This is a genomic window from Bacillus sp. PPSBB_2 (assembly GCF_045291115.1).
Taxonomy (GTDB): Bacteria; Bacillota; Bacilli; order Bacillales; family Bacillaceae_G; genus Bacillus_A; species Bacillus_A cereus.
In genome coordinates, this window is sequence record NZ_CP147983.1 from 328,130 (window position 1) to 342,126 (window position 13,997).

Genomic DNA, 13,997 nt, shown 5'->3' on the forward strand with positions numbered 1-13,997 from the left:
AATAAACTGTTATTTTGAACAGAAATATATATAACTAGAGAAAAGGAAGGGTGTTTTCATGTACGATATTTCCGGATGGAAACATGTATTTAAGCTTGATCCAAATAAGGAGTTAAGCGATGAACATTTAGAAATGATTTGTGAGTCTGGAACTGATGCGGTTATTGTAGGCGGAAGTGATGGAGTTACAATTGATAACGTATTACACATGCTAGTTAGCATTCGTAGATATGCAGTTCCTTGTGTATTAGAGGTTTCTGATGTAGAAGCAATTACACCAGGATTTGATTTTTATTACATCCCAAGTGTTTTAAATAGCCGAAAAGTAGAATGGGTAACAGGTGTTCATCATGAGGCATTGAAAGAATTTGGGGATATTATGGACTGGGACGAAATTTTTATGGAAGGGTATTGTGTTTTAAATCCAGAAGCGAAAGTAGCCCAGCTTACAGAAGCGAAATGTGATTTAACAGAAGATGACGTTATTGCATATGCTCGTTTAGCAGACAAGTTATTACATTTACCGATATTTTATTTAGAATATAGCGGTACGTATGGAGATGTTGAACTTGTTAAAAATGTAAAAGCAGAATTGAAACAAGCTAAGTTATACTATGGCGGTGGTATTTCTAATGCAGAACAGGCGAAAGACATGGCACAATATGCTGATACAGTAGTTGTTGGAAATATTATTTATGATGATATAAAATCGGCGTTAAAAACAGTTAAAGCAGTAAAAGGAGAGTAGGTGCAGGCGTATATGAGTATGACAGATAGATTATTAAACGGTTTAAATCCACAGCAACAAAAAGCAGTCCAAACAACGAATGGACCACTTCTATTAATGGCAGGTGCAGGTAGTGGTAAGACACGTGTGTTAACACATCGTATTGCGTATTTACTTGGTGAAAAAGGTGTAGCACCATGGAATGTACTAGCTATTACCTTCACAAATAAAGCAGCTCGTGAAATGCGTGAGCGTATTGATACACTTGTGGGACCAGAAGCAGAAGATATTTGGATTTCGACGTTCCACTCTATGTGTGTACGTATTTTACGACGGGATATCGATCGTATTGGTATTAATCGTAACTTTACAATCTTAGATTCAGGCGATCAGCTAACTGTAGTCAAAAAAATTATGAAAGAGCGCAATATTGATCCGAAGAAATTTGAGCCGCGCTCTATTTTAGCGGGTATTAGTAATGCGAAAAATGAACTGTTATCTGCGGATAAATATGCAAAAAAAATTACAATGGCTGATCCATATGAAAAATTAACGAGCGATGTATACACAGAGTATCAAAAACGTCTTTTGAAAAATAATTCATTAGACTTTGATGATTTAATTATGACCACGATTCAGTTATTTGAACGTGTTCCAGAAGTATTAGAGTTTTATCAGCGTAAGTTCCAATATATTCACGTTGATGAGTATCAAGATACGAACAAAGCGCAATATCTTCTTGTTAAACATTTGGCAGCGCGTTTTAAAAATCTTTGCGTTGTAGGTGACTCTGACCAGTCTATTTATCGCTGGCGTGGTGCAGATATTTCTAACATTTTGTCGTTCGAAAAAGACTATGAGAATGCACAAGTAATTTTGTTAGAACAAAACTATCGTTCGTCACAAAATATTTTAAATGCAGCGAATGCTGTTATTGAAAAAAATACGAATCGTAAGCCGAAGAAATTATGGACAGACAATCAAGTTGGAAGTAAAATCTCGTATTATCGTGCTGCAACTGAAAAGGACGAAGCGTATTTTGTTGCGAAAAAAATTCGTGACGATATTCAAATGGGGAAACGAAAATATACTGATTTTGCAGTGTTATATCGTACGAATGCTCAGTCTCGTATGGTCGAGGAGATTTTCCTTAAATCTAACATTCCGTACAAAATTGTCGGGGGTACGAAGTTCTACGATCGTAAAGAGATTAAAGATATTTTGGCGTACTTACGTTTAATCGGTAATCCAGATGATGAAATTAGTTTTGCACGTATTATTAACATGCCAAAGCGTGGTATTGGTGCGACTTCTATCGATAAAATTATTAATTACGGTGTGCAAAACGGAATTTCATTAACTGCTGTATTTGATGAAATTGAGCATGTTGGAGTAAGTGCAAAAATTACAAAGGCAGTAAAAGAATTTGCGAATTTATTAAATAACTGGGTAAATATGCAAGAGTATTTATCTGTTACAGAATTAGTAGAAGAAGTTATTGAAAAAACAGGCTATCGCGATATGTTGAAAAATGAACGTTCTTTAGAAGCGGAAGGTCGTTTAGAAAACTTAGACGAGTTCTTATCTGTTACGCAAACATTTGAATCTCAAAGCGAAGATAAGAGCCTTGTTGCATTCTTAACAGATTTAGCACTTGTTGCTGATATTGATCGTGTAGATGAAGACCCAACTGCTGGTGAAGAAGTTATTTTAATGACGATGCACTCAGCGAAAGGATTAGAGTTCCCGGTTGTCTTTATTGTTGGCTTAGAGGAAGGGATATTCCCTCATACTCGTTCTCTTATGGAAGAGGATGAAATGCAAGAAGAACGTCGTCTTGCTTATGTAGGTATTACCCGTGCAGAAGAAGAGCTATATTTATCTAACGCGCAAATGCGTACTTTATTTGGTAGAACAAGTATGAACGCTGCGTCTCGATTCATTACAGAAATCCCGACAGAACTAGTGGAATCATTAAATGAAACAGCGCCAAAGCGTGAAACATCGTTTGGTGCAAAAGGCAGAACGGCAAGTAGCGGCAAAACGACAATCACAACGACAACACGCTCTCGTTCAGCTTTCGCGCGCCCTGCAGCTAAGACGACAGGCGGCGAACAAATTGGCTGGGCAGTAGGAGATAAAGCTTCCCACCAAAAATGGGGAGTCGGTACAGTTGTAAGTGTAAAAGGTGAAGGTGATGCAAAAGAATTAGATATTGCATTCCCAAGCCCAATTGGTGTTAAACGTTTGTTAGCAAAATTTGCACCTGTGACGAAACAATAGAAAGGAATGAGGATATGTCAAAAGAGATAGCAAAAAAACGTATAGAAGAACTGCGTGATTTATTAAATACATTTAACTATCAATATCACGTATTAGACAATCCTTCTGTTTCTGATGCGGAATATGACCGTAATATGCAGGAGCTTATAAAATTAGAAGCAGAGAACCCAGAGTTTATGAGTGAAGATTCTCCCTCCGTTCGCGTTGGGGGGACTGTTCTTGATATATTTGAAAAAGTAACACATAAGTCACCAATGTTAAGTTTAGGAAATGCATTTAACGAAGGAGATTTACGTGATTTCGACAGAAGAGTACGTCAAGGAATTGATGGTGCGAATGTAAGATATATATGTGAATTAAAAATTGACGGGCTTGCCGTTTCGCTTCATTATGAAAAAGGACGCTTCATTCAAGGGGCGACACGTGGTGATGGTGTAACGGGTGAAGATATTACTCAAAATTTAAAAACGATTAAAGCTATCCCACTTCGTTTAAATGAAGAAGTAACGTTAGAAGCACGAGGCGAAGCTTATATGCCGAAGCGTTCATTCGTTAAACTAAATGAAGAAAAAGAGCAAAATGGAGAAGATGTATTTGCGAATCCGCGTAATGCAGCAGCAGGTTCAATACGTCAACTTGATCCGAAAATTGCAGCGAAGCGTAACTTATCTATGTTTGTGTATGGTCTTGCGAATGTAGAAGAAAAAACAATTCCATCACATAGTGAATCGCTTGATTTCTTAGGTGAACTTGGATTTAAGACAAATCCAAATCGCCGTACATGTGAAACAATTGAAGAAGTTATAGCTTATGTAGAAGAATGGCAAGAAAAACGTCCGCATCTTGATTATGAGATTGATGGAATCGTTATAAAAGTAGATGATGTTGCCCTTCAAGAAAGTCTAGGAACTACAGCGAAGAGTCCAAGATGGGCGATTGCTTATAAATTCCCGGCTGAAGAAGTTGTAACGAGATTAACAGGCATTGAATTAAGTGTTGGCCGAACAGGAGTTGTAACACCGACTGCAGAACTAGAGCCAGTGAGAGTTGCTGGTACGATTGTTCGTCGTGCTTCTTTACATAACGAAGATTTAATTCGTGAAAAAGACATTCGAATTGGTGACTACGTTGTTGTGAAGAAGGCTGGAGATATTATTCCTGAAGTTGTGAACGTTATTTTTGATAAGCGTACTGGTGAGGAAGAAGAATACCGCATGCCAACTCATTGTCCAGCATGTGAGAGTGAACTTGTTCGTTTAGAAGAAGAAGTAGCACTTCGTTGTATAAATCCAACTTGTCCTGCTCAAATTCGAGAAGGGTTAATCCATTTCGTTTCAAGAAATGCAATGAATATTGATGGACTTGGAGAACGTGTCATTACACAACTGTTTGATGCAGATTATATTCGTACATTTGCTGACTTATATGCATTGACGAAAGAGCAATTATTACAGTTAGAACGTTTTGGTGAAAAATCAGCAACAAACTTAATACAAGCAATTGAAAAGTCTAAAGAAAACTCGTTAGAGCGATTATTATTTGGTCTTGGAATTCGCCACGTTGGAGCGAAAGCAGCACGTACATTTGCAGAGCACTTTGAAACGATGGATGAGCTTGTAAAAGCAACGGAAGAAGAACTAAAAGCAATTAATGAAATTGGCGAAAAAATGGCTCAATCTGTTGTGACATATTTTGATAATGAAGATGTATTAGAGTTATTACAGCAGTTTAAAGAGTATGGCGTGAATATGACATACAAAGGTATAAAAATTGCAGATTTACAAAATGTTGAATCTTACTTCGCAGGAAAAACGGTTGTTTTAACAGGTAAGCTAGAAGTTATGGGGCGAAGTGAAGCGAAGAAGAAGATTGAGGCATTAGGTGGAAAAGTAACGGGAAGTGTTAGTAAGAGTACGGATTTAGTTGTTGCAGGTGAAGCGGCTGGTTCGAAATTAGCACAAGCGGAGAAACATAATGTTGAGGTTTGGAATGAAGAGAGGTTTTTACAAGAGCTAAATAAGTAAGAGGTGCAAACTTACCATGAAAAAAATAGCATTAGCGGTATTAAGCCTTGGCCTACTTGTAAGTGGGTGTAGTGCAGGTGCCGACAAAGATGAAAAAGTGGCTGAGAAATCGGGGAAAGCAAAAGAACAATCAGTTGTTCCAAAATACGCTATTTCGGATGAATATTATAAGACGACTATTCCATTTGATGGTGGAAAGGCACGTGGTTTAGTCGTGCAAGGGTTAAATAGTCGTCTTGATATAGATGAATTTGAAACAGGGTTAATGCGAATTGCAAAAGAATCATTTAGTACGAAAGATAATTTTTTAAAAGGCGGAAAAGCTCTAGATACTCAAACTATACAGATGCTTGTTAAAAGAAAACGTACAGATGCTGAACAAAAGGAACTAGAGGACAAATTAAAAAAAGATGCAGTTAAATTTCCTAATATAGGATTAAACCCTGCATTAGGAACAGGATCCGAATCACTAGAAGTGAAAAATAAAAAAAATCCAATATATATTTCGAATATTTTAGAGCATGATTATTATGTGAAAAAAGGCGATAACGGCGAGGAACGCGTTGGTATGGTAGTTGGATTAGCGATGAATTCTGTTCAATATTTTAACGAAGAGCATGGTTATCCACGTGAAGCTGCAATCCCGGATGAAAAGATGTTAGCTGAAGGGAAAAAAATGGCGCAAGAAATTTTGAAAGTCATACATCAAAAAGAACCTGAAACCAAAAATATTCCAATAACATTTGCGATTTATCGCCAAGCTCCAAAGTCTTCGCTCGTGCCAGGTAATTTTGTTTCTTATGCAAATGCCGAAAAAGGTAGTGAAACGGTTGAAGATTGGAAACAAATTAATGAAAAATATTATTTGTTCCCATCAGAGCAAGCGAAAACAGATAATAAACGTGAAGACCTTGCAAGAGTATCCAACTTTAAGGCAAAACTAAGCGATTATTTCCAAGGCGATTATACAGCTGTTATTGGTACTGGTATGTATAGAGATGATGAATTAAGAGAAATGAAGCTTGATATTCCTGTCCAGTTTAATGGAAAAGCTGAAATAGTTGGTTTTACACAATATGTGGCAGGGCTTGTTATGGAATACTTCCCGAATTATATGAAAGTACAAGTAACGATTAAATCTGTAGAACGCCCAGAAGCTATTATTATACGTGAAGCAAAACAAGATGAACCACTTGTGAAGATTTTAGATTAAATATGAAGGCTGTTCCTCTATGGAACAGCTTTTTTTCTTATGTAATTTTGTTATAATTTAAAATGTTGTAAAAAATAGGGGTAAGGGGTAAAGCTCATGGAAGAATTAAGTTTTCAAGTCATTATTTTATTAATTGCATTCGGTTTTTTAGCAGCTTTTATTGATTCCGTTGTTGGAGGAGGAGGGTTAATTTCGCTTCCTGCACTTATGTTTGTTGGCTTATCGCCAGCTTCGGCAATTGCAACGAATAAATTAGCGGCAACAATGGGGACGTTTACGAGTGCGATGTATTTCATTCGATCAGGAAAAGTTGATTTTAAAATTGTAGGAAAGTTAATCCCGTTAACTATTGTTGGAGCTGTTGCAGGTGCTTTAGTAGTAAAATTTATTCCACCGGATATTTTACGCCCATTAGTACTTGTAATGTTGGTATTTATTGCTATTTATATTATTGCAAAAAAGAATTGGGGAAGTGTGTCTACCTATAAGAAGATGACGCAAAGAAAAACATTAATATTTTTCTTTGCTATTTTAATGATAGGATTTTATGATGGATTTTTTGGACCAGGGACAGGGTCGTTTTTAATTTTTGCATTTTTATTAATTGGCCTGGATTTTATTCAAGCGGCAGCATCTGGAAAACTTTTGAACTTTGTTAGTAATATTGTATCTTTAATTACTTTTTTATTTTTAGATATAATTCATTTTGAATACGGTATTATCATGGGATTATCAATGATCTTAGGTGCTTATTTTGGATCGAAGTTTGCGGTTCAAAAAGGTGTTGGATATGTAAGGACTTTATTTTTATTAGTTACTATATTATTGATCGGGAAAAATGTTTTGGAATATACTCATATTTTGTAGATTCATACGCATGTATGAATCTCTTTTTTTTATTATATTTTAAAAATTTATTAATTTTTAAAATATAAGTCTAGGAATATTTGAATAAATCTAAATTATCGTGTAGAATAATGTTGTAAAATGTAAACGTTTTTCTAAGGGGAGGCTAAAAAAAATGGTAGTAGCATACAAACATGAGCCATTTACAGATTTTTCAGTGGAGGCTAACAAATTAGCGTTTGAAGAAGGTTTAAAGAAAGTAGAATCTTATCTTGGACAAGACTATCCATTAATTATTGGGGGAGAAAAAATCACTACAGAAGACAAAATTGTTTCTGTAAACCCTGCAAATAAAGAGGAACTTGTTGGTCGTGTTTCAAAAGCAAGCCGTGAGTTAGCTGAAAAAGCAATGCAAGTAGCGGATGAAACATTCCAAACTTGGAGAAAATCAAAGCCAGAAATGCGTGCAGATATTTTATTCCGTGCTGCAGCAATCGTTCGTCGCAGAAAACATGAATTCTCTGCTATTCTTGTAAAAGAAGCAGGTAAGCCATGGAATGAGGCAGATGCTGATACAGCAGAAGCAATCGATTTTATGGAATATTATGGTCGTCAAATGTTAAAATTAAAAGACGGTATTCCAGTAGAAAGCCGTCCAATTGAATATAATCGTTTCTCTTACATTCCATTAGGAGTAGGTGTTATCATTTCTCCTTGGAACTTCCCATTCGCAATTATGGCAGGTATGACAACAGCTGCTTTAGTTTCTGGTAACACAGTATTACTAAAACCAGCTAGTACAACTCCTGTAGTAGCAGCGAAATTTATGGAAGTATTAGAAGAAGCTGGCTTACCAGCTGGCGTAGTAAACTTCGTTCCAGGTAACGGTTCTGAAGTTGGTGACTACTTAGTAGATCATCCTCGTACACGTTTCGTAAGCTTCACGGGATCTCGTGATGTAGGTATCCGCATCTATGAGCGTGCAGCGAAAGTAAACCCAGGACAAATTTGGTTAAAACGCGTTATCGCTGAAATGGGCGGTAAAGATACAATCGTTGTTGATAAAGAAGCAGATCTTGAATTAGCAGCTAAGTCTATCGTTGCATCAGCATTCGGATTCTCAGGACAAAAATGTTCTGCATGTTCTCGTGCAGTAATCCATGAAGATGTATATGATCATGTATTAAATCGTGCTGTTGAATTAACAAAAGAATTAACAGTTGCTAACCCAGCAGTATTAGGTACAAACATGGGTCCTGTTAATGACCAAGCTGCATTCGATAAAGTAATGAGCTATGTTGCAATTGGTAAAGAAGAAGGTAGAATCTTAGCAGGTGGCGAAGGAGACGATTCTAAAGGCTGGTTCATCCAACCAACAATCGTTGCTGACGTTGCAGAAGATGCTCGCTTAATGAAAGAAGAAATCTTCGGACCAGTAGTAGCATTCTGTAAAGCGAAAGACTTCGATCATGCACTTGCAATTGCAAATAATACGGAATACGGTTTAACAGGTGCTGTTATTACTAACAACCGTGACCATATTGAAAAAGCACGCGAAGACTTCCACGTTGGTAACTTATACTTCAACCGTGGATGTACTGGTGCAATCGTAGGTTACCAACCATTCGGTGGCTTTAACATGTCTGGTACAGACTCTAAAGCTGGTGGACCTGATTACTTAGCACTTCACATGCAAGCAAAAACTACTTCTGAAACTTTATAAGAAATAGTAGAGGAGCTCTTCACAGAATGTGAAGAGCTCCTTTTAAAATTGAAATCCTATATATTACCATCGTTCGAAGGGAATGAGCTAAAACCTATTAATAGCGGGATAAACATGTGAACAGAAATAAAATGATGAGAAAAGTTGACTTATTAGTCATATTTTTTAGTATTCATTTTGAGAATTTCCTGTATAATACAATTTGAAAGAAAATCTATGGTTCGACAAGGAACACTCCTTTCGGTTTTGCTCACTGAAAGGAGTGTTTTTTTATGTAGCTAAAAATTCTTGCGTGCTTATTACATTTGCATATACGCCATTTAAACTAGCTAAAATTGTATTGTGAATGTAAACAGCTGGTATAGTAGCGTTCTTAAAAGACAGGTCTTTTGTAGCACAAGCATCATGTATAACGGTACATTGAAAGCCAAAATCGAATGCAGCCCTTACTGTAGCATCGATACACATATGAGTCATCATCCCACATACAACGACATGTTCAATATTTAAACGTTTTAATTGCTCTAGAAGATTAGTTTCTCGGAAGCTATTTGGATAATGTTTGACTATAACTGTTTCTTCTCTAAGTGGACGTACGCTTTCGTGAATATGTACACCTTCTGTATTAGGTAGGAAAAAAGTAGCGTCATCTTTTATAGCTACGTGTTGGATATGAAAAATAGGTTCGCTGTTTGTTCTAAAGTGTTGTAATAACTGATTAGCATATTCGCTTGCTTCTACTGGATTACGCAATTCCATCTTTCCATTTGGAAAATAATCGTTTTGAATATCGATGAGTAAAAGAGCTGTTTTCATATATTTATCTTCCTCCGAGTTTCATATTCAAATAAATTTATTCAATTCGTAGAGAAGATTCTCCTGTTTAAAAATATGAGGAAGAAGAATTTTAAATAACCTTGAAAGTTACTATTTTCTCATGAATTTTCATCTGAAAATTTTAATAAAGGAATAATTAATATTTTTCTAAAAAATGTATTGACTCTTATTATTCTGAGTTCTATAATGAGAATTAATTAAACGACAATTAAATCGATACATTCTTATCCAGAGAGGTGGAGGGACTGGCCCTACGATACCTCAGCAACGGGTTTTTTTAATACCGTGCTAACTCCAGCAAGCCATATAAAGGCTTGGAAGATGAGAAGATGTGAATGAGTACATATAAGTGCTCTCCTTCTTATCTTTATGGTTGATAAGAAGGAGAGCACTTTTTATTTTACCTCGAAAGCTCTGCTTCAAGTTTTTACAGCATATAGGAGGGGAAAAAATGATTTCTTTTAACAATGTAAGTAAAGTGTATGAATCAGCTGGGCAATCTGTTCATGCGGTAGAGGATGTAACATTATCAGTTGAGAAAGGCGAAATTTTTGGCATTATCGGTTTTAGTGGCGCTGGAAAGAGTACGTTATTACGCCTAGTAAATATGTTAGAGAGACCGACGGCAGGAACGATTTCAATAGATGATAAAGATATTACATCATTATCGACGAAAGAATTACGTAAACTAAGACAAAGAATCGGAATGATCTTTCAAAGTTTTAATTTATTTAATTCAAGAACAGTATTTGGAAATATTGCTTATCCATTAAAGTTAGCGAAAGTACCAAAGAATGAGATAAAAGAAAGAGTAAATGAACTGCTGAAGTTTGTAGGGTTAGAAGATAAAGCAAACTATTACCCAGAGCAGCTATCAGGTGGACAAAAGCAACGTGTGGGCATTGCTAGAGCACTTGCGACATCGCCAGATATTCTTATATGTGATGAGGCAACATCAGCCTTAGATCCAGAAACAACGACAGAAATTCTAAACTTATTAAAGAAAGTAAATAGAGAATACAATTTAACAATTCTTCTTATTACACATGAAATGCATGTTGTGAAAGAAATTTGTCACCGTGTAGCCGTAATGGAGAAGGGAAAAGTTATTGAAGAAGGAAAACTGTTTGATGTTTTCACGCAACCAAAAACAAAGACGACTCAAAACTTTGTACGTTCTGTCATTAATGATCATTTACCGGAAAGTGTTCTAGCGAAAATTCAAAATGGTGGTCAAATTTATCGTCTAACATTTACTGGTGAGGAGACAGGACAGCCGGTACTATCATATATCGCAAAAAACTATAACGTCGATGTAAATGTACTGTACGGAAATATTATTGAACTTCAAAATGTGCTATTTGGAAATCTTCTTGTAGAGTTGCAAGGGGAGCAGAGGGAAATTCAAAAAGCATTACAACATCTAAGACTGCAAGTGCAGCTGAAGGAGGTAGAAGCTCATGCGAGTTGATTGGAGTATATTTTGGCCGCGCATACTAGATGCGACGGGGGATACCCTCTTAATGGTAATTGTAACCCTTATATTTGCTACAATTCTTGGTATACCGCTAGGTTTACTTTTATATGTAACGAGAAAAGGAAACTTTTTAGAAAATAAATGGGTCTTTTCTATTCTTAACATCATAATTAATACAATTCGTCCGGTACCATTCATTATCTTTTTAGTAGCGTTAAGTCCACTAACGAGAAGTGTTATCGGAACGACGATTGGAACAGCAGCAGCAATTTTCCCGATGACCTTAGTCGCATCAATTGGTATTGCTAGAATGGTTGAAACAAACCTTGTTTCCGTTCCGAAAGGAGTAATTGAAGCAGCGCAAGCAATGGGCGCCTCGCCAATTAGAATTGTTTTTGAAATCCTTGTACCAGAAGCGTTAGCACTATTAATCTTAGGTGTCACATTTATGACAGTTGGTTTAATTGAATTTTCTGCAGTTGCTGGGCTTGTCGGTGGTGGCGGTCTTGGTGATTTAGCAATGACATATGGTTATCAACGTTTTGATACATCAGTTATGTTCGTAACGGTCGTGTTACTTATTATTCTCGTACAGATAGCTCAAAATTTAGGGAATTACTTTGCGAAAGTCTTGTTACGCAGATCATAAAAAGGAAGAGAGGAAAAGAAAATGAAGAAAATTTTAGCATTTGCATTATCAGCGATTGTAGGAGTCTCAGCATTAAGCGGCTGCTCAAGTGGAGACACGGGTGCAGGAGCGAAAGAAAAAGTAGTTCGCGTCGGTGTAACTGGAACGGATGGAGACGCTTGGGAAATTTTGAAGAAAAAAGCTGAAAAAGAAGGGATTAAGATTAAACTGGTGGAGTTCTCCGATTACACAACGCCAAATAAAGCGTTAGCTGATGGAGATATTGAACTAAACTCATTCCAGCATATTGCGTTCTTAGAGCAATTTAAAAAGGAACATAAGTTAGATATTACAGCTGTTGGTACAACACAAATTGCACCAATGGGTTTATACTCTGAAAAATATAAGAAATCAAATGAAATCCCAGATGGTTCAGAAATTGCAATTCCAAACGATCCAACGAACCAAGCACGTGCATTAAAACTTCTTGATGCAGCTGGATTATTAAAGCTGAAAAAGGATTTTGGTCTATTTGGAGATCCAAGTGGTATTGCTGAAAATCCGAAGAAATTAAAAATTACACCGGTTATCGCACAGCAAACACCTCGTGTGTTAAAAGATGTAGCGGCATCAGTTATTAATAACGGTGTTGCTGGTCAAGCTGGATTAGATCCAGCGAAGGATCCTATTTTCTTAGAAGATCCAAAGAATGAAAATGCGAAGCCTTATATTAATATTTTCGCAGCTCGTACGAAAGATAAAGATGATCCAACACTGAAAAAAGTAATTGAATTATACCATTCAAAAGAAGTAACAGATGCAATTAAGAAAGAAACAAATGATGGTTCAATTTCAGTAGATCTTTCACTTGAGGAGCTTGAAAAAATCGTAAAATAATGATTGGGTTTAACGGGCTAGCAGAAGGAACCCCTCCGCTGTTAGTTCGTTCAACATATAATCTGCTTAACAAACAAACCCTAATTCTGTACCTTCCAATTCTGTATAACGTAGAATCCAATGTTTGTTAAGTAGAGTAATGGACCAGGAGTTTTCCTGGTCTTTTTTTATAAATGAAAATAGCTAGCGAACAGTAAGGTGATCTGAAAAACCAATTGTTTTAATTGTTTTTTCAGATTAGACAGAAAACTTTCTTTAAAATAGTATTCTTTTATGATAGATTTATAAATATAAAACTAGAATTTACATAAAAATCCATCATGGTAAATATACTTATCTATAATGGAGGGTGTTGCAAAACTAAAATAAATATGCAATGTTATGAATCAGAAAAACTAGCTGAACATGCAATAGATAGCGATTTTGACCATACCAACGTGGCTGTTCCAGCCCTTTATCTTTGAGATGACTAAACTGTTGTTCAATTTTTCCACGCTCTTTCATCAACTGTTTGCCAAAGGTAGTTTGTAGAAAATGAGACACTACACGACGATGTGTACTTTTGATTGGTCCGCTATTACGCGGGTTAATTGGATTGATCGCAAAGATATCACATGCTCCGGCAATTTCATGAATGTGCTGACTATCATAAGCGGCATCTGCAACGGAAAATAACACATTTTGGTTTTGTATATCCCGAAGCAATGCAGGAGCTATTTTACTATCATGTACATTTGCGGTTGTAAATGCATACGACAATATAACACCTTCTGGTGTAGAACAGACATGAGTTTTATATCCCTTATACCAACCATAGCGAGTAGATTTTCCCCATTTCGCTTGAGAATCATATAAACTACTCCGTAAGGCTGTACTATCAATTAAAACGCACGGAATTAACCCTAAATTCTTTTCTTGAAGAATTTGTTTATGAAGCAACGGAATTTCTTCGTTGCGAAACCAAGTGCCTACACGTGAAAAAGTAGATATATGAGGAACAAGCGAAAGGCCACAAGATACACGAAATGAAGGATATTGATGTAAAAAACGAGTTAACTTACGTAATGAATTGATCTGGAATACCGTTTTTATAAAAAAACATTTGAGTAAAGCTTTTCTACAGATGGGTGGGCGGCCTGTCATAGGCGGAACGCCTCCAATGGTTAAACTGTCTACGTAGGCAAATAAAATTTGTAAAATGGATTGATTTTGATCAAAATTGGTTATCATACTAGTAAATCCGTCCTTTCTGGAGATAGTTTTAGGATACTATCATTCTTCCAGGAAAACGGGTTTCTTTATGCATTCATTTTTGGATATTTATGAGTTTTGCAACACCCTC

10 protein-coding genes, 1 pseudogene and 1 riboswitch are annotated in these 13,997 nt (G+C 36.3%); of the genes and pseudogenes, 9 read left to right on the forward strand and 2 right to left on the reverse strand.

The window, feature by feature from the left end; all coding sequences use genetic code 11:
• The first annotated feature begins 58 nt into the window (after window positions 1-58).
• The 6 genes from V6946_RS01700 to pruA all read left to right on the forward strand — a co-directional run bounded on the left by V6946_RS01700 (window position 59) and on the right by pruA (window position 8,816).
• Window positions 59-748, forward strand: coding sequence for a heptaprenylglyceryl phosphate synthase (locus tag V6946_RS01700; RefSeq protein ID WP_000272097.1), 690 nt, complete (start codon window positions 59-61; stop codon window positions 746-748).
• A 12-nt stretch (window positions 749-760) separates the two neighbouring features.
• Window positions 761-3,010: a DNA helicase PcrA gene (gene pcrA / locus V6946_RS01705; protein ID WP_002164784.1), complete on the forward strand. Its 2,250-nt coding sequence runs from the start codon at window positions 761-763 to the stop codon at window positions 3,008-3,010.
• Window positions 3,011-3,024: 14 nt separating this feature from the next.
• Window positions 3,025-5,034 (forward strand): NAD-dependent DNA ligase LigA, encoded by a 2,010-nt coding sequence (ligA, locus tag V6946_RS01710; protein WP_086388541.1) that lies wholly within the window; start codon window positions 3,025-3,027, stop codon window positions 5,032-5,034.
• A gap of 16 nt (window positions 5,035-5,050) precedes the next feature.
• Window positions 5,051-6,247, forward strand: a complete 1,197-nt coding sequence (locus tag V6946_RS01715; RefSeq protein WP_000717028.1) for a CamS family sex pheromone protein — start codon at window positions 5,051-5,053, stop codon at window positions 6,245-6,247.
• A gap of 96 nt (window positions 6,248-6,343) precedes the next feature.
• Window positions 6,344-7,114 carry a TSUP family transporter gene (locus V6946_RS01720; RefSeq protein ID WP_000391974.1) on the forward strand — a complete coding sequence of 257 codons (771 nt, stop codon included), beginning with the start codon at window positions 6,344-6,346 and terminating at the stop codon, window positions 7,112-7,114.
• Between the two features lie 154 nt (window positions 7,115-7,268).
• Complete coding sequence (gene pruA, locus V6946_RS01725; protein WP_000259555.1) at window positions 7,269-8,816, forward strand: L-glutamate gamma-semialdehyde dehydrogenase; 1,548 nt, start codon at window positions 7,269-7,271, stop codon at window positions 8,814-8,816.
• A gap of 250 nt (window positions 8,817-9,066) precedes the next feature.
• Here pruA and V6946_RS01730 read toward each other — a convergent pair.
• Window positions 9,067-9,632: pseudogene (locus V6946_RS01730) on the reverse strand (cysteine hydrolase family protein).
• A gap of 242 nt (window positions 9,633-9,874) precedes the next feature.
• Window positions 9,875-9,981: riboswitch (SAM riboswitch) on the forward strand.
• 123 nt (window positions 9,982-10,104) lie between these two features.
• On the opposite strand from V6946_RS01730, the gene V6946_RS01735 reads away from it, so the two are divergent.
• The 3 genes from V6946_RS01735 to V6946_RS01745 are packed head-to-tail and all read left to right on the forward strand — an operon-like array spanning window position 10,105 to window position 12,655.
• Window positions 10,105-11,124, forward strand: coding sequence for a methionine ABC transporter ATP-binding protein (locus V6946_RS01735; protein ID WP_000622969.1), 1,020 nt, complete (start codon window positions 10,105-10,107; stop codon window positions 11,122-11,124).
• Window positions 11,114-11,779, forward strand: a complete 666-nt coding sequence (locus V6946_RS01740) for a methionine ABC transporter permease (protein ID WP_366982049.1) — start codon at window positions 11,114-11,116, stop codon at window positions 11,777-11,779. Before V6946_RS01735 ends, V6946_RS01740 begins: the two co-directional genes overlap by 11 nt.
• Before the next feature lie 21 nt (window positions 11,780-11,800).
• Window positions 11,801-12,655, forward strand: a complete 855-nt coding sequence (locus V6946_RS01745; protein WP_000721599.1) for a MetQ/NlpA family ABC transporter substrate-binding protein — start codon at window positions 11,801-11,803, stop codon at window positions 12,653-12,655.
• A gap of 360 nt (window positions 12,656-13,015) precedes the next feature.
• On the opposite strand, the gene V6946_RS01750 is transcribed toward V6946_RS01745, so the two are convergent.
• On the reverse strand, window positions 13,016-13,885 hold the full coding sequence (locus V6946_RS01750) for an ISNCY family transposase (RefSeq protein ID WP_023520903.1): 870 nt from the start codon (window positions 13,883-13,885) through the stop codon (window positions 13,016-13,018).
• Between the last annotated feature and the right edge of the window lie 112 nt (window positions 13,886-13,997).

Coding starts and splice junctions, on each gene's coding strand:
- V6946_RS01745 (WP_000721599.1), top strand. CDS start 11,801: ATGAAGAAAATTTTAGCATTTGCATTATCAGCGATTGTAGGAGTCTCA.
- pcrA (WP_002164784.1), top strand. CDS start 761: ATGAGTATGACAGATAGATTATTAAACGGTTTAAATCCACAGCAACAA.
- V6946_RS01750 (WP_023520903.1), bottom strand. CDS start 13,885: ATGATAACCAATTTTGATCAAAATCAATCCATTTTACAAATTTTATTT.
- pruA (WP_000259555.1), top strand. CDS start 7,269: ATGGTAGTAGCATACAAACATGAGCCATTTACAGATTTTTCAGTGGAG.
- V6946_RS01715 (WP_000717028.1), top strand. CDS start 5,051: ATGAAAAAAATAGCATTAGCGGTATTAAGCCTTGGCCTACTTGTAAGT.
- ligA (WP_086388541.1), top strand. CDS start 3,025: ATGTCAAAAGAGATAGCAAAAAAACGTATAGAAGAACTGCGTGATTTA.
- V6946_RS01735 (WP_000622969.1), top strand. CDS start 10,105: ATGATTTCTTTTAACAATGTAAGTAAAGTGTATGAATCAGCTGGGCAA.
- V6946_RS01700 (WP_000272097.1), top strand. CDS start 59: ATGTACGATATTTCCGGATGGAAACATGTATTTAAGCTTGATCCAAAT.
- V6946_RS01720 (WP_000391974.1), top strand. CDS start 6,344: ATGGAAGAATTAAGTTTTCAAGTCATTATTTTATTAATTGCATTCGGT.
- V6946_RS01740 (WP_366982049.1), top strand. CDS start 11,114: ATGCGAGTTGATTGGAGTATATTTTGGCCGCGCATACTAGATGCGACG.